Annotated in this window: 17 protein-coding genes and 3 tRNA genes; 9 read left to right on the forward strand and 11 right to left on the reverse strand. The window is 60.8% G+C overall.

Features of this window, described 5'->3' with window-relative positions; genetic code table 11:
• Positions 1-547 precede the first annotated feature (547 nt).
• The 3 genes from rho (at position 548) to ACRX4W_RS01445 (ending at position 5274) form a co-directional block, all read left to right on the forward strand.
• Positions 548-3103 (forward strand): transcription termination factor Rho, encoded by a 2556-nt coding sequence (gene rho / locus ACRX4W_RS01435; RefSeq protein ID WP_432298945.1) that lies wholly within the window; start codon positions 548-550, stop codon positions 3101-3103.
• Positions 3104-3416: 313 nt separating this feature from the next.
• Positions 3417-4817 (forward strand): hypothetical protein, encoded by a 1401-nt coding sequence (locus tag ACRX4W_RS01440; protein ID WP_368145375.1) that lies wholly within the window; start codon positions 3417-3419, stop codon positions 4815-4817.
• Positions 4818-4824: 7 nt separating this feature from the next.
• A complete protein-coding gene (locus ACRX4W_RS01445) occupies positions 4825-5274 on the forward strand; it encodes a VanZ family protein (RefSeq protein ID WP_346978810.1) in 450 nt (149 codons plus the stop codon).
• Positions 5275-5387: 113 nt separating this feature from the next.
• Here ACRX4W_RS01445 and ACRX4W_RS01450 read toward each other — a convergent pair whose 3' ends face one another.
• Entirely contained in the window at positions 5388-6278 is an 891-nt protein-coding gene (locus ACRX4W_RS01450) for an ROK family protein (protein ID WP_250787583.1), read from the reverse strand.
• Between the two features lie 144 nt (positions 6279-6422).
• The gene (locus ACRX4W_RS01455) at positions 6423-7604 is read right to left on the reverse strand and encodes a pyridoxal phosphate-dependent aminotransferase (RefSeq protein ID WP_432298946.1); all 1182 of its coding nucleotides are present in this window, start codon (positions 7602-7604) and stop codon (positions 6423-6425) included.
• Positions 7605-7770: 166 nt separating this feature from the next.
• Here ACRX4W_RS01455 and ACRX4W_RS01460 point away from each other — a divergent pair.
• From ACRX4W_RS01460 to ACRX4W_RS01470, 3 genes are all read left to right on the forward strand, one after another.
• Positions 7771-7847 (forward strand) — tRNA-His (locus ACRX4W_RS01460).
• Between the two features lie 22 nt (positions 7848-7869).
• A tRNA-Lys gene (locus ACRX4W_RS01465) sits at positions 7870-7945 on the forward strand.
• Between the two features lie 43 nt (positions 7946-7988).
• A tRNA-Lys gene (locus ACRX4W_RS01470) sits at positions 7989-8061 on the forward strand.
• 263 nt (positions 8062-8324) lie between these two features.
• On the opposite strand, the gene dinD is transcribed toward ACRX4W_RS01470, so the two are convergent.
• The 4 genes from dinD to ACRX4W_RS01490 form a co-directional block, all read right to left on the reverse strand.
• Positions 8325-9185: a DNA damage-inducible protein D gene (gene dinD / locus ACRX4W_RS01475; protein WP_349091520.1), complete on the reverse strand. Its 861-nt coding sequence runs from the start codon at positions 9183-9185 to the stop codon at positions 8325-8327.
• Positions 9186-9346: 161 nt separating this feature from the next.
• Positions 9347-10873, reverse strand: coding sequence for an FAD-dependent oxidoreductase (locus ACRX4W_RS01480; RefSeq protein WP_432298947.1), 1527 nt, complete (start codon positions 10871-10873; stop codon positions 9347-9349).
• 256 nt (positions 10874-11129) lie between these two features.
• Entirely contained in the window at positions 11130-12134 is a 1005-nt protein-coding gene (locus tag ACRX4W_RS01485; RefSeq protein WP_006235553.1) for a GGGtGRT protein, read from the reverse strand.
• An 18-nt stretch (positions 12135-12152) separates the two neighbouring features.
• Positions 12153-12887, reverse strand: coding sequence for an iron-sulfur cluster assembly scaffold protein (locus tag ACRX4W_RS01490; protein WP_006235554.1), 735 nt, complete (start codon positions 12885-12887; stop codon positions 12153-12155).
• A 403-nt stretch (positions 12888-13290) separates the two neighbouring features.
• Between ACRX4W_RS01490 and ACRX4W_RS01495 the strand changes: the two genes are divergently transcribed.
• Positions 13291-14103, forward strand: a complete 813-nt coding sequence (locus ACRX4W_RS01495; RefSeq protein WP_432298948.1) for a transposase — start codon at positions 13291-13293, stop codon at positions 14101-14103.
• A 661-nt stretch (positions 14104-14764) separates the two neighbouring features.
• Here ACRX4W_RS01495 and sufU read toward each other — a convergent pair.
• Genes sufU through sufC form a run of 5 tightly spaced genes read right to left on the reverse strand, consistent with a single transcriptional unit; the run spans position 14765 to position 20010 of the window.
• Positions 14765-15199, reverse strand: coding sequence for a Fe-S cluster assembly sulfur transfer protein SufU (gene sufU / locus ACRX4W_RS01500; RefSeq protein ID WP_432298949.1), 435 nt, complete (start codon positions 15197-15199; stop codon positions 14765-14767).
• Positions 15192-16517: an aminotransferase class V-fold PLP-dependent enzyme gene (locus ACRX4W_RS01505; RefSeq protein WP_432298950.1), complete on the reverse strand. Its 1326-nt coding sequence runs from the start codon at positions 16515-16517 to the stop codon at positions 15192-15194. Before ACRX4W_RS01505 ends, sufU begins: the two co-directional genes overlap by 8 nt.
• Entirely contained in the window at positions 16514-17785 is a 1272-nt protein-coding gene (locus ACRX4W_RS01510) for a SufB/SufD family protein (RefSeq protein WP_432298951.1), read from the reverse strand. The genes ACRX4W_RS01505 and ACRX4W_RS01510 overlap by 4 nt, the downstream gene beginning before the upstream one ends.
• Positions 17785-19197 (reverse strand): Fe-S cluster assembly protein SufB, encoded by a 1413-nt coding sequence (gene sufB, locus ACRX4W_RS01515; RefSeq protein WP_117848423.1) that lies wholly within the window; start codon positions 19195-19197, stop codon positions 17785-17787. Before sufB ends, ACRX4W_RS01510 begins: the two co-directional genes overlap by 1 nt.
• 12 nt (positions 19198-19209) lie before the next feature.
• A complete protein-coding gene (gene sufC / locus ACRX4W_RS01520) occupies positions 19210-20010 on the reverse strand; it encodes a Fe-S cluster assembly ATPase SufC (protein WP_117735618.1) in 801 nt (266 codons plus the stop codon).
• Positions 20011-20233: 223 nt separating this feature from the next.
• Here sufC and ACRX4W_RS01525 point away from each other — a divergent pair, with 223 nt between their 5' ends.
• Both ACRX4W_RS01525 and ACRX4W_RS01530 read left to right on the forward strand, forming a co-directional pair.
• Positions 20234-20665 carry an RrF2 family transcriptional regulator gene (locus ACRX4W_RS01525; protein WP_432298952.1) on the forward strand — a complete coding sequence of 144 codons (432 nt, stop codon included), beginning with the start codon at positions 20234-20236 and terminating at the stop codon, positions 20663-20665.
• A 139-nt stretch (positions 20666-20804) separates the two neighbouring features.
• Complete coding sequence (locus tag ACRX4W_RS01530; protein WP_432298953.1) at positions 20805-22619, forward strand: VgrG-related protein; 1815 nt, start codon at positions 20805-20807, stop codon at positions 22617-22619.
• Positions 22620-22644 lie beyond the last annotated feature (25 nt).

Raw genomic sequence — 22644 nt, forward strand, 5'->3', positions numbered from 1 at the left:
ACCCCGGAGGAGTTCCGGAATCAGGCCCTCGCGGCCTAGTCGCTATTTAGGGCGTCCAAGATTTGGGACGCAGTTCACACGGAGGTCGGGCTTTTTTCGCAAACGCCGACGTATTGATGAATTTGGAACTGCTGGAAATACGAAACTATGCCGGTTTACTACGATGAATTGAGGAATTCTAACCACGCCGGCGTTTTGCTAAAAAGTGCAAGGCGTCTACCTGCGGTTTTAGTTCAACAAGTTTCGGAGTGGTCGCGGTTGAGCGATTCATCGTAGTAAACCGCCATAGTTTTGGCGGAGGCAGTCGGATTTGTGGGTGGCAAACAAAGAGTGTCCCTTTTGACTAGTCGTTTATGAACGTCCCCGATGACTAAGTTGCAGGTGACGGCGGTTGTGTTACACTAACGCTGCGTAGTTGACGCAATCATCTCGATACAGATCAATGATGTCCGTCGGTATTTGACGGAGCTAGACTGTTTAGCCGCCCTGAAGGTTTATGCAGGGAGCATGTGATCACAGGGCTTGAAAAGAAAGTTGAGCAAACACTGTGTCTGATCAACAGCAAGAAAACGAAATAACGACGACGCAAGCCGCTCCCGCTGCACCGGTTGCGTTGGACCAGGTCGCGGCGCCCGCGCAAGCCTCGGCTCCTGAGACGCCTAAGGCTGCTTCGACGCCTACGCCTTCAGCGGCTGAGAAGGCCGTGCCTGTAACTGGTGAGGAGGCTGCTCCGGCAAAGCCCAAGCGTACGCGCCGCACGGCCAAGTCTGCTGCTGACGGCGAGGGGGTCACCAAGCCCAAGCGCCGTACCACGCGCACGACGCGCGTCAAGCGCACCGTTGCAGCTGACTCCTCGGAGCCGATTTCCGATGAGGTCGCGCAGGCGCGTGCGTTGGCGCAGATTAGCGAGGCTCAGGTGGTGCGCGCCCGCCGTCGTGCTGCCGAGCGCGAGGCCGCGGCTCTGACCGAGCTTGCAGCTCCGTCTGTGCCCGAGACACCTGCCGCCGACCAGCCGACCGAGAAGCCGGCACCGCGCACACGCCGTCGCACGGCTGCTAAGGCCGAGCAGGTTGCCGATCAGGTAACCCTCGAGCTCACCGAGGCTTCGGTTCGTTCCGCGGCAGGGGAGGGCGCATCGCCTGCTGAGTCCGCTGCGCCTGTCGAGGCCAGCGAAGTTCCCGTTGTCGATCCGGCTTTGCGCCCGCACCGTCGCGGTCGCAAGCCCAAGGCCTTCGTCGAGGCAGAGAAGGCCGCAGCCGCAGCTGCAGCCGCTCGGGATGCTGCGGCGACCGCCGAGTCTGCAACCGCTGCCGATGCACCCGTCCAGGATGCTACGACTTCCGAGGCCGCTCCCGCCGATGTCGAGCCCGCCGACGTCCGTCCTGGTCGCAGCCATCGTACTGCTGCTAAGCGCACGTCCAAGGCCAAGACTGCCAAGAAGGGTGCGTCCGAGGATTCCGCCGAGACGACCGCCGATGCATCGACTGATGCCGCCGAGCCCCAAGACGTCGAACAGTCTGCGTCCGAGAAGCCCAAGCGCGGTCGTAAGAAGTCCGCTAAGGCCAAGGCGTCCGAGCAGCAGGCCGAGGCCGAGCTGCAGGGCGATTCCAAGGCCGAGGCCAGCGATGATACTGCGGCTAACGCCGATGCCGCCGCAACCGATGGCGCCGCGCCCGCCGAGGCCGAAGACGGCGCTCGCCCCAACCGTCGCCAGCACAAGCGCAACGACGAGCGCAACGAGCGCAAGGACGAGCGCAACAACGACCGCCGCAACCGCCAGCGCGATCGCAAGCAGCGCAACAAGGAGCGTAATGCCGCTCCCACCGAGCCCACGCTTTCGCGCGAGGAGCTCGCGGCCATGAAGGTCGCCGAGCTGCGCGAGAAGGCCAAGGAGTTCGAGATTGAGACGACCGGCAAGAAGAAAGCCGAGCTCGTCGAGGAGATCTACGTCACCGCCGCGAAGGCCGAGGGCTTCCGCGACATCAAGGGCATCCTGCAGATTCGTCCGGACAGCTCCGGTATCATCCATGCCCATGGCTACATGAAGTCCAACGACGACGCCTTCGTGCCCGCCTACCTCATCCGCTCCGCGCGTCTGCGCACGGGCGACGTCATCGAGGGCTCGCTTCGTCCTTCGCGCGGCGGCGACAAGCGCGCCGGCCTCGCCAAAATCACGACCGTCAACGGTCTAGACCCCGAGCAGATTCGCAACCGCCCCAAGTTCGGTGACCTCACCCCGGTCTATCCCAACGAGCCGCTGCGCATGGAGCATGGCAAGGACTCCATTACCGGTCGCGCCATCGACATCGTGTCGCCGATCGGCAAGGGTCAGCGTGGCTTGATCGTGTCCCCGCCCAAGGCCGGCAAGACCACAATCCTCAAGAAGATCTGCCAGTCTATCTCGATTAACAACCCCGAGGTGCACCTCATCTGCCTGCTCGTCGACGAGCGCCCCGAAGAGGTCACCGATATGCAGCGTTCCATCAAGGGCGAGGTTGTGGCGTCGACCTTCGATATGCCCGCCGACAACCACACTCGTGTGGCAGAGCTCGTCATCGAGCGCGCCAAGCGCATCGTGGAGCTGGGCGGCGATGTCGTGGTGGTGCTCGACTCCATCACGCGTCTTGCCCGCGCCTACAACTTGGCGGCGCCCGCCTCAGGCCGCATCCTTTCGGGCGGCGTCGATTCGGCGGCACTGTATCCGCCCAAGCGCTTCCTGGGCGCAGCCCGCAATATCGAGAACGGTGGCTCGCTCACCATCCTGGCCTCTGCCCTCATCGACACCGGCTCCAAGATGGACGAGGTCATCTTTGAGGAGTTCAAGGGCACCGGCAACATGGAGCTCAAGCTCGACCGCGACCTGGCCGACCGCCGCATCTTCCCGGCTATCGACCCCGTTGCCTCCGGTACGCGTAACGAGGACCTGTTGGTTGACGAGCAGATGCGTCCGTTTGTCTTTGGCCTGCGTCGCATTCTTGCCGGCATGAACAACACCGAGCGCGCAGCTGCGTCGTTTATCAAGGGTCTTAAGGGCACCAACACCAACCAGGAGTTCCTGGTGCGTTCGGCCAAAAAGCACAGCGACTACGAGCAGACGTTCTAGGTTGTCATCCACACGCAGCGATAGTCATCAATGCAATAAAGGGTCGGGGCTTTGAGCCTCGGCCCTTTTCTATATCGCCGCTCCGCGCTTATTTTTGACCATAAGACTGGCAAGCAGCAGGTTTCCCGTTTCAATCCGACATCGTCGCTTGCAATCGACAGGGCGGTTTCGCATAATAGCTTTTAAGCTTCGCGACGGATAACGCAGATGAAACGAACCATATACCGTTGCTTTGGGGCATAGCCCCGCTTCATCTTCTCTCGCGCAGCCAACTGAATGATGCGATTTGGGTGCTGGAAGATGGGGAGAGCTCATGGCTTCTTCTGATGCAACACAACGAGCAGTCCTTGCCGGACTTTCGTGCGGGATCGGCCTTGCCGCTCCCGTGGTTATGTATGCCGCGACGCTGCCGTTTTCGTCTGTGAACGAGACGGTCGTGGCGGGTGCGGTTCCCTTCGCCGTGGGCGCGGTGGCGGGCGTGGGCATCTATGCCGCCTCGCTGGGTATCTCCGAGTATCGTGCGCAGCGTGAAGAGCGTCTGTTCCAGCCCGATGCCATGGGCGGTGCCGCCAATCTCAATCAGCATCAAAGCGAGTTCAAGACCGCCTCGATTTCAGCTCAGCAGCAGGATGCGACTCCTTACGCTGCGGCTTCTGATTCTCAGGCTCAGGCGGAGCAGTCTACCTCGGCATTCCTTTCCGGCCTGACTGGTGCGTTCCAGCGCCGTCATGCCGATGATGGTGTCCCTACCATCGCTCGAGCCGCAGATGCTATGGACGAGGACGAGGCTTGGTCCATGATCGACAGTATGCTTGACGACGATTCGCCGGTGAGCTGCGACCCTGCACACTCGCGCGACGTCTATCAAGTCGCCATCGACGAGCTCACCAACGGCGGGCAGACCGGCTCCTTCAATCGCGACGACATCGCCGCCGCGGCACGCGCCGTGTCTGGCTCCCAGGCCGCCCCTGCGGGCAGCACGGCGGCTTTCGTGGCACTCGTCGCCAACGCGGCAGCCAATAACGCCTACAGCGCTACCTCGGCGGACGCGAACGCTTCTGCCGACAATTCGTACGTTGATGAAGCCATGACTGCGGACGAGGAGGCCGTTGCCGCCCGCCGTGCCGCCGAAAGCTCGCTGTGGGGCGCTCCTGCCCAGCAGCAGGCGGCTGAGGCTGCGCCGTACAATGTAAACCTCGCCAGCATGCCTATCATCTCCGGTGCCGCGGATATCGATTTCGATGACCTCGATGAGCCTGCAGCCATCACCGCATCGATTGATGCCCAAGATCGCATCGACACCGGCGACCTTCCGGATGCCTCACTCGAGGTTGATGTCCCCATGGCCGATTACTCGGGCCACGAGGACATGTGGGCCGCCGCCACCGCGATTCTGGATGAGATTGACGAGCCTGCTCCTGTTGCAGCCCCCGCTCCCGTCGCTGCCCCTCAGCCTGCTGCCCCCGCCTATGTCGGCCGTCACAGCGCTGTGTTCCCCGAGGATACTGCCCGTATCTCGCGCGAGAGCATCGAGCGGGCCGAGGCTATTGCCGCCGGCATTATGGAAAACCGTCGTCACGAGCGCGTCAATCAGATCCTCGAGGAGGAGATCGAGCGCCTGCAGTCCTCTACCGCCAAGCGTACGGGCCGTGCCTACCTGAGCGTTATCGAGGGCGGTACCGCCAGCTTCGCGCCGCTCCGCGCGGAGGCATAACTTCTGCATGGTTAAGATCAATCGAAAATGGGCGGTCGTGACCTGCCTGATGGCGCTCTTGATCTGGGGCAATTCGCTGGTTCCCGGCTCGGGGTCGGGCTCGCTGAGCCTAACGGTCATGGAAGCTATCCGCGGTTTCCTGCACGGCGTGGGACTTCCATATGAATGGGTGACCAACTTTGTTGTTCGCAAGTGCGCGCATTTTACCGAGTATATGGTGCTCGGCATCTTGGCAACGCACGCCTTTGATTTTGAGGGCCGGCGCACCTTTGACGTGCTGCTGCCCACGGCGGTGTTCCTGCTGCTGATTCCTTCGATCGACGAGACGATTCAGCTCTTTGTGCCGGGACGCGCCGGCATGATCACCGATGTGATGATCGACTGCTGTGGAGCGGCAACGGGCGTTGTGCTCCGATATCTACTACGATCGCTCATATGTGCCAAAAAGGCCGCCTAGGACGTATGCTTGGTGCTAGGCGGCCTTTTTTATTAGAGGGCTTATATAGGGCGTGGTGGCGTCGTTCCGTAGGTTGGATTTGCCGGGCGCGCCACGCCCTGTGGGTGCGTCTGTTACTGAAGCGCCTGCGCGCCCAGGGCCAGGCAGCCCATGATGCCCTGCTTGCCCTCAAGGCTGTTGTTGACAATATAGGTATCGATGTCGTTGACCTCGGGCGTGACGATATAACCGTTGAGCATCTCGGCGCACTTCTTGCGCGCGAGCGGCACGATGGGGGTGTGGTCGGCCACGCCGCCACCGATGATGATCTTTTGCGGCGCGTAGCACAGCGTGTAGGTCATGAGCGCCTGTGCCAGATAGCCTGCGAGCAGGTCCATGGCCTCCGGGTCATCGGCCATGTCTCCGGCGCTCTTGCCATCCCAGCGCTTTTTAACGCCGGGGCCGGCGATGAGACCCTCGAGGCAATTGTCGTGGAAGGGGCAGGCGCTGTGCTCGCCAATGGTGTCGCGCGGGTCGCGCGTGACCAGGATGTGGCCGGCCTCGGGATGCATCATGCCGTGTACGAGCTTACCGCCCGAGAGCACGCCGGCGCCCACGCCGGTGCCGATGGTCAGATACACAACGTCAGTGAGGCCCTGGGCGCAACCAAAGGTGACCTCGCCCAGGCAGGCGACGTTGACGTCGGTGTCGTAGCCGCAGGGGATATTGAGCTCGTTTTGGATGGTGCCCAGCAGGTCGAAGTAGCGCCATGCCGTTTTGGGCGTCTCCAGGATCTTGCCGTATTGGGGCGAGGCAGGGTTGACTGCGGTGGGTCCAAAGGCGCCGATGCCCAGCGCGGCGATGCCCTTGTTCGCAAACCATGCATTGACGGCCTCAACGGTCTCCTGCGGGGTCGTGGTCGCGATCTGCTCACGCTCCAGGACCGTACCGTCTGCATAGCCCGTGGCGCAGACCATCTTGGTGCCGCCGGCCTCGAGCGCTCCGATAAGCTGCTGTTCTGCCATAGTATTCCTCTCTCTGGGACGAGTTGCTCCGTGACTAAAGTATAGGGCTCTAAACCATTTAAGAAAGCGCTATAAAAAGAAGAAGCCTCGCAACGTGGCGGGCGGTGCGGGGCTTCTTTGGTTGCTTTAGTTGCCGGGCCGTCCTTACCCGCGCGGCTTGATTTTATCACGTAGCGACTTGAGGTTCTCCAGTGCCGCGTTAAGCGTCTCATCCCGCTTGGCAAAGTGGAAACGAATCAGATGGTTGACGGGCTCGCGGAAGAAGCTCGAGCCGGGCACGGCGCCCACGCCCACCTTGGATGCGAGGTCCTCGCAGAATTCGAGGTCGCTGTCATAGCAAAACTCAGAGATGTCCATCATCACGTAGTAGGCGCCCTGCGGCACGTTGTGCGTGAGGCCGATGCTGTCGAGTCCCTGACAGAATAGGTCGCGCTTGGCGGTGTAGAGGTCGAGGACCTCCTGGTAATAACTGTCGTCGAAGTTGAGGGCGGTGACGACGGCCTCTTGCAGGGGAGCGGCGGCGCCCACGGTGAGGAAGTCGTGGACCTTTTTAATGCGCTCGGTGATTTCGGCGGGAGCGATGGTGTAGCCCAGGCGCCAACCGGTGATGGAGTAGGTCTTGGACAACGAGCTGCAGCTGATGGTTCGCTCGAACATGCCGGGCAGCGTGGCCATATAGACATGCTCGTGGGGCGCATAGACGATGTGCTCATAGACTTCGTCGGTAATGCAGTAGGCGTCGTACTTTTTGCAGAGGTCAGCGATAAAGGTGAGCTCCTCGCGCGTAAAGACCTTGCCACAGGGGTTGGACGGGTTGCACAGGACGATGGCCTTGGGGTCGTTGTCGCGGAAGGCCGCCTCGAGTGTCTTGCGGTCAAAGTCGAATGTGGGTGGGTTGAGCGGCACGTAGATGGGCTCGGCACCCGAAAGGATCGTGTCGGCGCCGTAGTTCTCGTAGAACGGCGAGAAGATGACGACCTTGTCGCCGGGGTTCGTGACCGTCATCATGGCGGCCATCATGGCCTCGGTGGAGCCGCAGGTGACCACGATATTCTGGTTGGGGTCGACCGGCATGCCCATAAAGTGCTCCTGCTTTGCTGCGAGCGCCTCGCGCATGGCCTGGGAGCCCCAGGTGATGGAGTACTGGTGATAGAGCGGCTTGGGGTCGCTGGCGATGGCGCTCAGGCTGTTGAGCAGCTGCGCCGGGGGATCGAAGTCGGGGAAGCCCTGCGAGAGATTGACAGCTCCGTACTTATTGGAGATGCGTGTCATGCGGCGGATGACCGAATCGGTAAATCTTGCCGTGCGGTTGGAGAGTTCTTTCATGACGGTCCTTTCGAGGATTTGCAGTGGGGCAAGTTTACTCCTATGAAACCGGTGGGATTTGCTCGAAATGGTCTCGAAAAACTCTTTTCAAAATTCTTGAAAATTGGGGCTTGCATCGCGTGGCGTTCCTTGCAATAATAGTCGAGCGCGAAGCGCACAGGACACGGTGGGTGTAGCTCAGTTGGCTAGAGCGACGGGTTGTGGTCCCGTAGGTCGAGGGTTCGAGTCCCTTTACCCACCCCAGTTCTTGCTTCGTGTTGATATCGGGTCGTTAGCTCAGTTGGTAGAGCAGGGGACTCTTAATCCCAAGGTCCAGGGTTCGACCCCCTGACGGCCCACCACACGATATCTCCTCTAAAGTTCGCCACAACGGACTTTAGCTTTGGGTCGTTAGCTCAGTTGGTAGAGCAGGGGACTCTTAATCCCAAGGTCCAGGGTTCGACCCCCTGACGGCCCACCCAAAGCATGTTAAAGCGACTGGCTTAGGCTGGTCGCTTTTTTGTTAACCTCACATGGGGTCGAACCCGTCGGGGCGCGGAGCTGAGGAAATGCGTAAGCATTTGCCAGCGCAGCGCGCAAGGCGCGAAACGCCGCAGCGACCGCCTGCGCAGCAGGCTGACCCCCTGACGGCCCACCCAAAGATTGTTAAAGCGACTGGCTCAGGCTGGTCGTTTTTTGTTGACCTCGCATGGGGTCGAACCCGAAAGGGCACAGCCGCTTTCACAGATCGAGCCTACCCTGGGGATCGGTAAAACCGTCAGTACCCTCCTTGAGTTTCTTCTCGTCTGTCTTCACGCGACGCTCGAGCTTTTTTGTATCCTCGGCAGGCGGTAGGTTCTCGGGGACAATTCCGCGGTCGATGAGGCTGCCACGCACGCTTGTGTTGTTCTCGACGTGCTCTTGCTTGATCTGGTCCAGGCCGTACAGGTCGTGTTCCTCGGCGTTGAAGGCCGTCATCGAGTTCGTAAGGTCCTTTGCTTTGATGAGGACATCGGCTAACCTGTCCGCCAATGCCGCTCTCTTGGGTACGCCGAGCTGCTGCTTCATTTCCGCCGTGCTTCTGCCGCCGAATAACGCCTCATCGCCCTTCGACTTGATGATCGCGAATCCTTTGGAGTCCACGCCGCGTTTGAACGCAATACCCGAGAGCTGTTTCTCTGAATCGGATAGCGAGTGACGCGCCTGCAAGCGCTGAATCTCTGCGAAGCGCTGCTCTATGAGCTCTTGGCGGCGCGTCTGCACGGCAAAGTATGCCTGGGCGAGCGCGATCTCTGGCTTGTTTGAATCTCCGTTCTGTGCGATTAAATAGCATGCATAGCGCGTAAGTTTGTAGTCTTTAACCGCGCGAGCGGCGACACCGGCAGTTACCATTTTCGTGGTGTCACGAAAATGGGAATCAACTGGAGTTTTGTTTGTTTCGCATGAGACTTTTGCCCTCTTAACAACTTCGGCGAAGTTCTCCCATCGAGTGTACCCCATGGGTTCCATTAAATCGCGTGCGAGCCAATACTCAACGCCGTCTTCCACATTGGCGTAGCTATCAAGTTCGATACGCCACTTCTCGATATCTCTACTGTCCATATCTCCTCCTCGCTGGTCTATTTTCTATGCGGGCTTTGTCCGCTCTGTATTCAGAATAAGGATACGCTGTCGTGCGGACACGAATGGGCCCCGTGCTGCTTCGAGCTCACGGGGCCCATGGATATCGATTGGTTGTGTTCTGCTTTAGATAGGTGTCCGGTTTAATCCGCTCGATAGTGCGACCCGAGACTTTCAGTTCGCTTGCGCATGGCTTTGACCATTTCCTGTGCTAGTCGAATCTGCGACTGTAGGCGGGCGAGGGCTGCGATCTCGCTGTCATCGGCATGCGGCTTGCTCAGCGCCATGGTCTTGTCTTGCAGACTTTCAAGCTGTTGCAGGGCCTCGGATAGGCCTGTTTCGGTCCTGTTGATCATGCAAAAGGTGCTCATCGTGTGCCTAAGGCTGTGTGTCAGGCGATCGGCATCTGTTGTGGCAATGCCGCACTGGGGGAGGGTGATATCCGCCTTCAGGGCCACTTCAGGCTCTTTCTGCGCTGTGAGGGCTGCCGATGCGCCCGCGATACGTCCGAATACGATGCCGTTGGCGCTTGACAAGCCACCAATGCGGTCGGCGCCGTGCATGCCGCCTGTCGCCTCGCCGCAAGCGTAGAGGCCCTCAACGCCCGTGTGCGCGGTCTTATCGATCTTGATGCCGCCGTTAGCGGCGTGGGCATACATCGCAACGCGCATCTCGTCGGTCGGCGCGATGCCGTGCTCGTCTTGCAGCCAGGTGGCAAAGGTCTGCACAAACTCTGGGACATCCTCGCGGGGGAAGTCGTAGTGGAGTGCCAGGCCTTTGACACCTGCCTGATCGATGACGAGATCGATAGCGCGGGAGGCCAAGCGTGACGTGAAGGGACCATATCCAGAGCGCTGCTCGAGCAGGTCGTCCAGCTTGTCGTCGGCAATATCTGCCGGCTGGTCTACATGTACGTAGCGCCAGGTTTTCTCGTTGAAGACCAGGTTGCGCTTGGGCTCGATGAAGCCGGGCATCATCTGCATGAACTCTATATTAGTAAGCGATGCGCCGTGCGCGAGTGCGATGGCCTGCGAGGAGCTGAGCACATCGGCCGACGTAAGGCTGCGCTCAAACAGGCCGCCTGTGCCACCGGCTGCGATGATCGTGGCCTTGGCAGCAAAGGGCACGATTCGATTTTCGGTGAGGTCGTAGAGCACGGTTCCGGTTATTCTGCCGTTCGTGTCCTCAACAAGGTCGATAAGCTCATGGCGGGGGAGCAGGCGAATGCCGAGCGACTCGATCCAGGTCGTCAGAGCGTCCTCAAGGGGCTTGCGGGTGAGGCCGCGCCACATGCGCGTCTTGTGGTCAAAGCAGGGGATAAATTGCTTTTGTTGAGCACTCTTGGCGCTTTGCGGACGCTGGAGCTCAACGCCCAGGTCTTGCTCGAGCCAGTCAATCGCTTGGGGAATGCCGTGGACGAACGCTTGGACGAGTTCGGGGTCGGCAACGCCGCCGCCGACGGCCAGGATGGTGTCGATGAGGTCCTGCTCGTCGTCTTCGTTAACGGGTCCGATAAGCCCTAGGCCCCAGGTTCCGGGGAAGAAGCTCGATCCACTCATAGTCTTGCCGGCGCTTGCCACAGTGACGGTTGCACCCGTGCGTGCCGCTTCGATGGCGGCGCAAAGGCCCGCAATGCCAGATCCAATTACCAGTACATCAGTCGATTCCATCGGATTCCTTTCTCGTCCGGCGCATTGTCGCACGGGTGATCGGCAATGGGGCCGCAAAAACTCGGCAAATCGGTAAAGGGCAAATATGGCAGGTGGGCGTCATGGACGCTCTGACGCTCCATCTCATCACATCTAGTATTTCGCCCCAACTGATATATCGGCATTAGCTACCCTGCGACAGCGCAAACAAAAAGAGCCGCTACCCGGGTGGGTAGCGGCTCCAAAGCTCAGCTATATGAGCATCGCGCGGGCGCGATTAGGCCTTGAGGGCCTCCTCGACGGCGACAGCGCAGGCGACGGTGGCACCGACCATGGGGTTGTTGCCCATGCCGATGAGACCCATCATGTCGACGTGCGCAGGCACGGAGGAAGAACCGGCGAACTGGGCGTCGGAGTGCATGCGGCCCATGGTGTCGGTCATGCCGTAAGAGGCAGGGCCGGCGCCCATGTTGTCCGGGTGCAGGGTACGGCCAGTGCCGCCACCAGAAGCGACAGAGAAGTACTTCTTGCCAGCCTCGAGGCGCTCCTTCTTGTAGGTGCCAGCGACGGGGTGCTGGAAGCGCGTGGGGTTGGTGGAGTTACCGGTGATCGAGATGTCGACGTTCTCGTGCCACATGATGGCAACGCCCTCGCGGACGTCGTCGGCGCCGTAGCAGTTGACGGCGGCGCGGGGACCATCGGAGTAGGGGATGGTCTCGACGACCTTGAGCTCGCCCGTGAAGTAGTCGAACTGGGTCTTCACGTAGGTGAAGCCGTTGATGCGGGCGATGATCTGAGCAGCGTCCTTGCCCAGACCGTTGAGGATGACGCGCAGCGGCTTCTTGCGAGCCTTGTTGGCGTTCAGAGCCAGGCCGATAGCACCCTCAGCGGCAGCGAAGGACTCGTGACCGGCCAGGAAGGCGAAGCACTCGGTGTCGTCGGAGAGCAGCATAGCGCCCAGGTTGCCGTGGCCCAGACCGACCTTGCGGTCCTCGGCGACGGAGCCGGGAACGGTGAAGGCCTGGATGCCCTCGCCGATGATAGCGGCAGCCTCAGAAGCGGACTTGGCGCCACGCTTGACAGCGAGAGCGCATCCGAGGGTGTAGGCCCACTCGGCGTTCTGGAAGGCGATGGACTGGGTGTTGTTGACGATCTCACGCGGGTTGAAGCCCTTGTCGGTGCAGATCTGCAGAGCTTCCTCGAGGGAGGCGATGCCGTTGTCGGCGAGGCACTTGTTGATCTTGTCAGCGCGGCGCTCGTAACCTTCGAACGTAACAGTCATAGTTATTTCCCTCCCTTTCTACTCGTGAACCGGGAACACGCTGGCGACGGAGTGAGTCTCCTCGTCGGTGCGCGGGTCGATGTACTTGGCAGCGTTCTCCCACTGACCATAGTGGCCCATAGCGCCAGCGATGGCCTCCTCGGGGGTCTTGCCGGCCTTGACGGCGTCGGTGAACTTGCCGAGGTTCAGGAACTCGAATGCGATGATCTCGTTCTTGTCGTTGAGAGCCATGCGGGTGACGTAGCCCTGAGCGAGCTCGAGGTAACGAGCGCCCTTGGCCTTGGTGCCGAACATGGTGCCGACCTGAGAGCGAAGGCCCTTGCCGAGGTCGTCGAGGGAGGCGCCCACGGGCAGGCCGCCCTCGGAGAACGCGGTCTGGCTGCGGCCGTAAACGATCTGCAGGAAGATCTCGCGCATAGCAACGTTGATGGCGTCGCAGACGAGGTCGGTGTTGAGGGCCTCGAGGATGGTCTTACCGGGAAGGATCTCGGAAGCCATGGCGGCAGAGTGGGTCATACCCGAGCAGCCGATGGTCTCAACGAGGGCCTCCTCGATGATGCCGTCCTTGACGTTCAGCGTGAGCTTGCAGGCGCCCTGCTGAGGTGCGCACCAACCCACACCGTGCGTAAGACCGGAGATGTCGGAAATCTCCTTAGCCTGGACCCACTTGCCCTCCTCGGGGATGGGTGCGGGGCCGTGGTATGCACCCTTGGCAACGGGGCACATGTTCTCCACTTCCTGTGAGTACTGCATGCCTCTCCTCTCTATCGTGTTGGCGTCCCGTCTAGGGGTCGTGGCTGGCGATTGCCGGGCGACCCTTCGAAAGGGACATGACATGCAGCCCCTATAATACCGCGAAATGCACGGAATATTCGGCGAACGGCTCAGTTTTCGTAGCGAGAAGTCCGGAAGTTTTAATTGAAACGGTTTAACTCTATGGTCTGTGGTCGCGAACTTCCGTAGAGGGGGTCCGTCTTGGGCAAGCTTTTGGTCCGCTCTTGCAAGCGTTGCAGGGGTTGACCTGTTGCAACGGTGCCGTTCGCCGCCTGTTTACTGCCTTTGGCCGCGTGAGCGAATTGTTTTGCGTGAATGTTTTGATGGCACGCTTCAATCGTGCTGTATTGGATGGCAAGCAGATCCCGGCGAAGGGAGCGCCATGCAGCGCGTTTGGAGAACGGTTACCGGCTTTTACCATGTCTGTGCCCGCGGTACGGGCAAGCAGCTCATCTTTGAGGGCGATGAAGACCGGTGGGAGTTCTTGGAGCTGATGCGTGAGTGCTGCCGCAAGGCGGGCGTGACGGTTATCGCCTGGTGCCTTATGGGCAATCACGTGCGTCTGGTGCTTGCAGATTACGAGGACGCGATGAGCGCGGCGATGCACCGGCTGCTTTTGACGTACGCGCGGCGGTTCAATAAACGCACGGGGCGCACAGGGCATCTGTTCCAGAACCGTTTTGACCGGCGCTCGCTCGATACCGACTGGCAGGTGATGGAGGCTATTCGCTCCGTTCACGCCGATCCGCAGGAGGCGGGCGTTAGCCTAATCGAGCGTTATCCCTGGAGCAGCTTTGCGGAGCATTTGTGCGCTTACGACGGTGACGTGCCTGATGTCGCGAGGGGATTTTCTGATCCTTCTTGCGTGCTTGAGCTCTTTGGTTCTGCCGAGGACTTTATTGCCCATTCGCTTTCGACGCCCGACGGCTGCGATCCAGCGATGCCCGTTCTGGAAGAGACGGAGTGGGAGCGGCATGCCTTTGCCGAAAAGTTGGCGAAGGGGCTCGGGGTTCCGCTCCACGGGGTTAAAGCCGCGCCGTCGGCGCAGCGCAATATCGTCATTCTTGGATTGCACGATGCCGGTTTTACGGTGCGTCAGATTGAGCGATATACGGGGATTGGCAAAAGTACCGTTTCTCGTATCGTGCGTGCCTGTGCACGAACGGCGGTGCAGACTGGCCGAAACGTGGCGTAGGACTGCCTGTTCACCGCAGCTGGGGTCGCCCATATGCCACGACCATTGTTCTAAAAGCCTGGTACGGTAACTGCACTTCTAAATATGCATAGAAAAATCGCCATCTTGCATAAAATAACGGCTCGGTCCGGGTTTGCCCGTGCCTACCCCCGTCTGCGCCGTGCAAATAACGGAGTTTTCAGCATCGTGTTGCTGTCGGCACCGCCGCAATCTTGCAACATACGGGTCCCGAAGCTATTGATTCCTGCCGTTGCGCCCCCGAAGCACGTGCCTGCGTCCCGTCAGACCGCGATGCTTGTTCTAAAACACAATATATATGCGCCTAAAGACATTGATTAACGCTTTCGATGCGTATACACACAGCTTGGCGTGCTGAATACTCGCAAAAATGCACGCCGCTCCCTATGGGACCCGTCTGCGGCAGGCGCGAAGCGAGTCGGAGCTTCGCGGAACGGGGCTTGGCGCATTGCTTGGCGGGCCCGGGGCCCTGCCGCAGGCCTTTGGTGCTGTGGAAAACGCCCGTGCTCGCGTCTGGCTGTGTGGCAAATGTCAGACGGGGCGCCGGACGCGCGGACTTTGTGCGTTCGCGCTCATTAGGTAAAAACAGAGCCGCCCGTATCGGGCGGCTCGGCAATCAAAAAACTTGGATTCGGGGCATAAACTACTGGTTTGTTTGCCCCTCGAGCATGCCGTCGAGGGTGCGCCAGGCGAGCTCGGCGCATTTGACGCGGGCGGGCATGTGCGAGATGTCCTGGAGCTGGGCGGCTTCGTCCAGGTCTTCCAGGTCCTCCTCGGAGAGCTGCTCGCCGCGGATCATGGCGAGGAAGAGCTCTGCTAGGCGGCGAGCTTCCTCGACGGTCTCGCCGGTGATGAGGTCGGCCATGATGTCGGCGCTGGCCTGACTGATGGCGCAGCCGTGGCCGGTAAAGGAGGCCTCCTCGATCACGCCGTTCTCGACGCGCAGCTGCAAGGTGAGCTCGTCGCCGCAGCTGGGGTTGATGCCGTCGTGCTCGTGCGTGGGAGCATCCATCTCATACTTATAGTCGGGGTGCGAGTTGTGCTCCATAAATGTGGTGGAGGTGTACAGATTACCCATTGAACGTGCTCCAAACGTGATGCAGGCCGGCGATGAACTTGTCGATGTCGGCCTTGTCGTTGTAGAAGGCCACGCTGGCGCGGCAGCAGGCAAGGTTCTCGACGCCCAGCCAGGTGAGCAGCGGCTGCGCGCAGTGGTGGCCGGCGCGTATGCAGACGCCGTCCATGTCCATGATGCTCGCGACGTCGTGCGGGTGGATGCCCTTGACGTTAAAGCTCACAACGCCGTGGTGGTTGTCCCAATAGATGGAGCCGATGATCTGGACAAAGTCGAGCTGCATGAGCTCGCCCATCAGATAGTGGACGAGTGCCTGCTCGCGGGCCTGGATGTTCTCGTAACCCACGGTGTTGACCAGGTAGTCGAGTGCCGCACCCGTGGCGAAGATGCCGGCGGCGTCCTGCGTGCCGGCCTCGAATTTCTCGGGAACGGGCGCCCAGACGGCGTCCTGCTCGGTGACCGAATCGATCATCTCACCGCCGGTAAGCACTGGCGGCATGGCGTTCAACAGGTCCATCTTGCCCCACAGCACGCCGATGCCCATGGGGCCCATGGCCTTGTGCGCGCTAAAGGCAAAGAAGTCGGCGCCCAGGTCGGCCACATCGACCGGCATGTGCGGCAGCGACTGCGCACCGTCGACGACCAGGTAGCCGCCGTACTTGTGCACGAGCTTGCCGAGGTTCTTGACTGGGTTCTCGACGCCCAACACGTTGGAGACCTGTCCCACGGCCAGGATCTTGGTCTTGGGACCCACCTTGGCAAGAACCTCCTCGGTGGTGAGCTGGCCGGTCTTGGTGGGGTAGAGGTAGACGAGCTTGGCGCCGGTCTTGCGGCAGACCTGCTGCCACGGGATTAGGTTGGAGTGGTGCTCCATGATGGTGATGACGACCTCGTCACCGGGCTCGAGCACCGTGGGTGCAAAGCTCTTGGCGACCAGGTTGAGCGACTCGCTCGTGTTGCGAGTGAAGACGACCTCGTTGGCCTGGGGAGCGCCGATGAGGTCGGCGATCTGCTGGCGGACCTTCGCGATGGCCTCGGTGGCCTCGACGGACAGCGAGTACAGGCCACGCAGGGGGTTGGCGTTCATGCGCTGATAGAAGTCGCGCTCGGCGTCGAGCACGCAGGCAGGGCGCTGCGCGGTGGCGGCGCTATCGAGGAAGGCGATCTCGGGGTGCTGCTGGAACAGCGGGAACTGGCCCTTGTAGGGGTTGGTCTCGATGTCCACGGTGGGCCAGCAGCGCGAAGCCTCGTCGCTGGCGTCGAGCTCCATGGGCTCGGGGGCAGTACAGGTATCGCATTTAACGTGCTCGGTGTCGATCATGCGAGCTCCTCTTCAAAGTTGTCGATCAGGTTGTTGCCTAGGCGGACGACGGCGGCGCGGGTGCGCTCGTCGGTGGCGGAAAGCGCGGCGTCCTCCAGCTTGGCGCGGATGAACAGGTCCTCGGCGGCGTTTTGGTCAAGGCCACGGCAGGCGAGGTAGAACAGCTGCTCGTCGCGGACGTGACCGATGGTGGCGCCGTGGTTGCCGGCGACGTCGTCCTCGTCACAGAGAATGACGGGAACGGTCTTGTTGTCGACGCCCTTGTTGGCCAAAAGCACCGTCTCGCGTTCGGTGCCGGTTGCACCCTTGCAGCCGTGCACGAGGTCGATGGTGCCACGGTAGACCTTCTTGGACGTGCCGGTCAGCACGCCGTTGGCGTCGATCTCGCACTCGGTCTTGCGACCGCGGTGGCGCAGCTCGTAGTTAAAGTCGCGCACCTGCTCGCGGGCGCCCAGGTAATCGGTATCGATGGTCACCTTGGCGGTGTCGCCCAGCAGGTCGCCGGCAAGGCCGGTGGCGCTGGCGCCGGCACCCAGGACGGTGTGCTGCACGTTGACGCGCGCGCCCTCGTCCAGGAACAGGCCGGTGTCGTCGAGTGCGATCCAGCTGTCGTCGAGTGTCTGCGTGCAGGTCACGTTGACGGTGGCGTACTCGTGGGCGCACACGCGTAGCACGGAGCCCACGACACCCTCGCCGGTAACAGGAGAGTCTAGGGCAATATGCAGGTCGAGCGTTGCCTGCGGGCGAGCGACGACGTCGATGGCGGCGATGGCCGCGGCGGCATCGACACCGCTCACACGCACGGTAACCGTGGCGTGCTGGTACGCGGGCACGTCGATGATGATGCGCTTGGTGGCGTGATCAGCCAGATAGGTGTAGGCAGCCTCGCCCATGCCGGTCTCGAAGGCCTCGGCAGGGGAGAACTCCTCTTCGAGCTTGATGGCGCCGGCCTGGTAGACGGAGGTTGCGGGCACGTCGAGCTCAGTCTCGGGCGTGATGCGGGCGCGGTCGGCGGCGTCGCCGGGGGCGGAGGCGCGGCGCTCGGGGAAGCGCTCGGCCATGGCGTCCATGGCGGCATTAAACGCGTCGGCAGCGCCGCGGAACTGCTCGTCCAGCCCCTCGACCTCGACGGCCTCGGCAGGAGCGACGGTAAGTTCGTCAGAAAGCTCAAGCTTGGTCTGGTTCATGCGCAGCCAACCCCAAGTGGCGGCAGGCATCGCATTAACTTGCTCGAGCGTGGTTGCAGCGGTGTTCGTGGTCTGTTTCATTATCCGATCGCTCCTTCCATCTCGAGCTTGATCAGGTTGTTCATCTCGACGGCGTACTCCAACGGCAGCTCCTTGGAGACCGGGTTGGCAAAGCCGTTGACGATCATGGTGCGGGCCTCTTCCTCCGAGATACCGCGGCTCATCAGGTAGAACACCTTGTCGTCGCCGATGCGGCCGATGGTTGCTTCGTGACCGATGTCGACGTTCTTGGCGCGGATGTCCATGGCCGGGATGGTGTCGGAGCGGCTCTGGTCGTCGAGCATGAGCGACTGGCAGCTCACGGTTGCCTTAGACCCCTCAGCCTTGGGCGTGGCAACGATAGAGCTGCGGAACGTCTGGATGCCGCCGCTCTTGGAGATGCCCTTGGTCTCGACGGTTGCCGAGGTCTCGGGCGCGTTGAGCACGACCTTGCAGCCGGTATCGAGGTTCTGGCCGGCGCCGGCAAAGGTGATGCCGGTAAAGCTCGAGCGGGCGCGGCGACCGTTGAGCACGCTCATGGGGTAGAGGTAGCCCACGTGGCTGCCGAAGGAACCGCTGATCCACTCGATGTCGCCGTCCTCGTCCACGCGCGCACGCTTGGTGTTGAGGTTGTACATGTTCTTGGACCAGTTCTCGATGGTCGAGTAGCGCAGGTGTGCGCGCTTGCCCACAAACAGCTCGACAGCGCCGGCGTGGAGGTTGGCCACGTTGTACTTGGGCGCGGAGCAACCCTCGATAAAGTGCAGGTCGGCATCGTCCTCGACGATGATGAGCGTGTGCTCAAACTGGCCGGCGCCCTTGGCGTTAAGGCGGAAGTAGCTCTGCAGCGGAAAATCGAGCTTGGTGCCCTTGGGCACGTAGACAAATGAGCCGCCCGACCACACGGCGCCGTGCAGGGCCGCAAACTTGTGGTCGGTGGGCGGGATGAGCGTCATAAACTTCTCGTGGATGAGCGGCTCCCACTGCGGGTCGTGCAAGGCCTCCTCAATGCCGGAGTAGACGATGCCCATCTTGGACGCCGTGTCCTGCATGTTGTGGTAGACGAGCTCGGAGTCGTACTGCGCGCCGACGCCCGCCAGGTAGCTACGCTCGGCCTCGGGGATGCCCAGGCGCTCAAAGGTGCTCTTGATGTCGTCGGGCACAGACTCCCAGTCGTGCTTTTGGTCGGTGTTGGGTTTGACGTAGGTGACGATGTTGTCCATGTCCAGGCCCTCGATGGAGGGGCCCCACGTCGGGTCGGGGAAGCGGTTGAAGATCTCGAGGGACTTGAGGCGCAGGTCGAGCATCCACTGCGGCTCGTCCTTCTTGGCGCTGATCTCGCGCACGATGTCGGGCGTGATGCCGGCGTCGAGGCGCTCGAATCCCTCCTCGCCATAGGTGAAGTCGTAGAGGCTGCGGTCGATGTCCGCGACCTCGGTGCGGTTCTTGGTCATTGCGTCGCCCCTTTACGCCTGCTGCTCGGCAGCGGCGGCCTCGGCCTGGGCGCGCTGCTCGGCGGCCTCGCGCTCGAAGGTCTCAAAACCGTTCTTGTCGATCCAGGGGATCAGCGAGGCGTCGTCCTCGCGCACGATATGGCCCTTGACCATAACGTGGACGCGGTCGACATCCAGGTGCTCCAGGATGCGCGTGTTGTGCGTGATGATGAGCATGGAGCCGTCACAGCTCTTGCGGTAGGCGTCCATGCCATGGCTGACGGTGGAAAGCGCGTCGACGTCCAGGCCGGAGTCGGTTTCGTCCAGGATGGCGAGCTTGGGCTGCAGCAGCAGAAGCTGGAGCATCTCGACCTTCTTTTTCTCGCCGCCCGAGAAGCCCACGCCCAGCTCACGGTTGAGATAGGCGGTATCCATGTTGAGCTCGGCCGCGAGCTCCTTGACGCGACGGCGGAACTCCTTGCCCTTCATCTCCAGGCCGGGGCGGCCGGCGATGCTGGCGCGCAAAAAGCTCGACAGCGGCACGCCGGGGATCTCGACCGGGGCCTGGAAGCTCAGGAACAGGCCGGCGCGGGAACGCTTGTCGGTGGTGAGATCGGTGATGTCCTGGCCATCAAAGACGATGCGGCCGTCGTTGACGGTATAGACGGGGTCGCCCATGACCAGGTGGCCGAGGGTGGACTTGCCGGCGCCGTTGGGTCCCATCAGCACGTGGGTCTCGCCGGCGGCGACGTTGAGGTTGACGTTGTGGAGGATGGTCTTCTCGTCCACGGAGGCGGTGAGACCTTCGATGGAAAGCAGCGGATTTGCGCTCATGCTGTCCCTCTCTGTTTATGGTGTACTCATAGGTGTACTAAACCCTAGGAATCTTCTCGGAATAAAGTTACTATGGGTTCGGCGTTAGTCAAGGGAAAACCCGACTAATCCACTCGACTTTTTAGATGCGGGACATAATAATCAGGTTTGTTTGCCCCGCGTGCATAAGATTTGGGACAAATGCCCCTGGTGGTTTTGTCCCAGGAACAACGGGAGGGTAGGTATGCTCATTTCTTCTAAGGGCCGCTATGCCCTCCGACTGATGATCTATATCGCAGCGCTTGGCGACGTCGAGGGCAAGATCGCCCTGCGCGAGGTCGCCGACCGCGAGCATATCTCGCAAAAGTATTTGGAGCAGCTGGTTCGTCCGCTTATGAAGGCGAACCTGCTAAAGAGCGTGCGCGGTAAGGGCGGCGGCTACATGATGGCCAAGGACCCGGCCGAGGTGCGTGCCGGCGACATCCTGCGTGCCGTTGAGGGCAGCACGGCTCCGGTGGCGTGCGATGGCATCGACAACAGCTGCACCCGCAGCGATCTTTGCTCGACCGTCAAGTTCTGGCGCGGGCTGGACGACGTGATCGAAAAGTACGTCGACGGCGTGACGCTGGCAGACCTGGCAGCCGTCCCCGAAGTCAACTTCAACATCAAGCTGTAGGTTTAGCGCAATTCCTTAAGATTTCGCGGAGGGTTGTTGCCGTTTACCGAGGGGTTGTTGTGCAACAACGGGTGAGCTGCAATACTTAATTCTATCTTTGCAAACTGCACTTTAACTACACCAATGCAGGGAGGATCTTATGCAGCGCAAGCATTCTGCTATTGTCGCGGGCCTGACGCTGGCGCTTTCGTTTGGCGCCGTTTCCGTGCCGGCACCCGCCGCTGCCGAGGAGCCCACGCCGGGCGTTGCCTCGGATGCGACCGATATCGATAAGGGTCTCTATACCCAGCAGTCCTTCTCGGGCGTGCTGAGGTCGGTCCAGGGCGTTTCGTTTGTTAACGTGACCCCCGAGATGAAGTACTTTACCAAGTACGAGAGCCATGGCAACTATAACCAGGGCTTTTCGTATGGCGACGGCTATAACGCGCTGGGTTATTACCAGTTCGACCGTCGATGGTCGCTCATTCCGTTTATGAAGCAGGCCTACAACTACAACCACGAAAAATACAGCATGCTCAAGGATGCGATTGATCGCGGCAGCGAGATTTCCAACACGAGCAATGCCATGTACGAGAACGGCCAGCTCACCGAGTTGGGCCGTATTGCGCAGGAGGCTTTCCAAGGTGCTTATAACACCGACCCTGTTGAGTTCTCGGCTCTGCAGGATGCGTATGCGTACAACTCGTACTATGCGGTGACCGAGGCGTGGCTCAAGAGCGGCCTGGGCATTGATATTTCGGGCCGTGCCGATTGCGTTAAGGGCATGGTGTGGAGCATCACCAACATGTGCGGCACCGGTGGTTGCAGGGACTTCTTCCGTTGGGCAAACCTTTCTAACAGTATGACTGATCGCGAGTTTGTGACGGCGCTTTCCAACAGTGTGGTCAATAACGTGGCGACCAAGTATTCGAGCCAGCCCCAGTATCATGAGGGCTGGAAGAACCGCTACCGCAACGAGCTGAAGGACTGTTTGGTTTATATCGCCGAGGACGAGGCCGCTGCCGCTGCGACGCCCGTGCAGCCCGAACCTACGCCGGCGCCCTCGCCGACGCCTGATTCGAATGACGACTCGAGCGACGATGCCAACGATGACAGGATGGATGCGCCCTCGACCGGTGCTGACGGTGATGGCTCTGCTGATGGCACTACCAACAACGGCTCCACCTCGAACGGCTCCGATTCAAACGGCTCTGCTGCGGGCGATTCGTCTTCAAGCTCTGCCGGCAATACGGACAGCGACGCTTCTGGTTCGACCGGCGCTGGCACCTCTAACCCATCCACCGGCTCGATCGATTCGTCCGTTGGCACCGGCTCTAACAACGGCTCCGGCTCTGACGCAAACCCTGGTTCCGATGCTTCCAAGGATGACTCGAATAAGGCGCCGGACGTTCCCGTTGCTTCGCCGGACAAGAAGCCTTCTTTCTCCGAGCAGCTTGGTTCTACGCTGGGCTCTTCGCTGATGGCTGGCGTCAATAACGGCTCGACCCAGAACAAGGGCAACTCTGATCAGGTTTCCACGGAAAAGATCGAAGCCGCAAAGGGCGACTCCAAGGACAAGGCTTCCGAGAAGACCGAATCCGATAAGGGTTCTAGCTCTGAGGAGAAGAGCGACAAGTCCGAACAGAAGAAGGACGAGGATAAGAAGTCTGAATCTGAGGAGAAGGACAAGAGCAAGGCCGAGGGCGAAAAGAAACAGTCCGAAGACGACGACAAGAGCGGTGCTGACAACCAGGTCCAAGAGCAAAATGACTCCAAAACGGTGACCACCACGACCACGACGACTACAACTACCAAGTCCTCGGGCGGCAACATGCCCAAGACGGGCGATCTGATTGTGATGGCGAGCCTTGCCAGTGCAAGCTTGGCCACACTGGGCGCTACGTCTATCGTAAGTGGTAAGCATAAGCTCGATCAGCAGAAGAAGGCTTCTGGGGAGGACGGCTTGGAGGAGTAATCTTCCAGATCGTTTTCTATAAGAG

The organism is Collinsella aerofaciens (genome assembly GCF_964283865.1).
Lineage (GTDB): Bacteria > Actinomycetota > Coriobacteriia > Coriobacteriales > Coriobacteriaceae > Collinsella.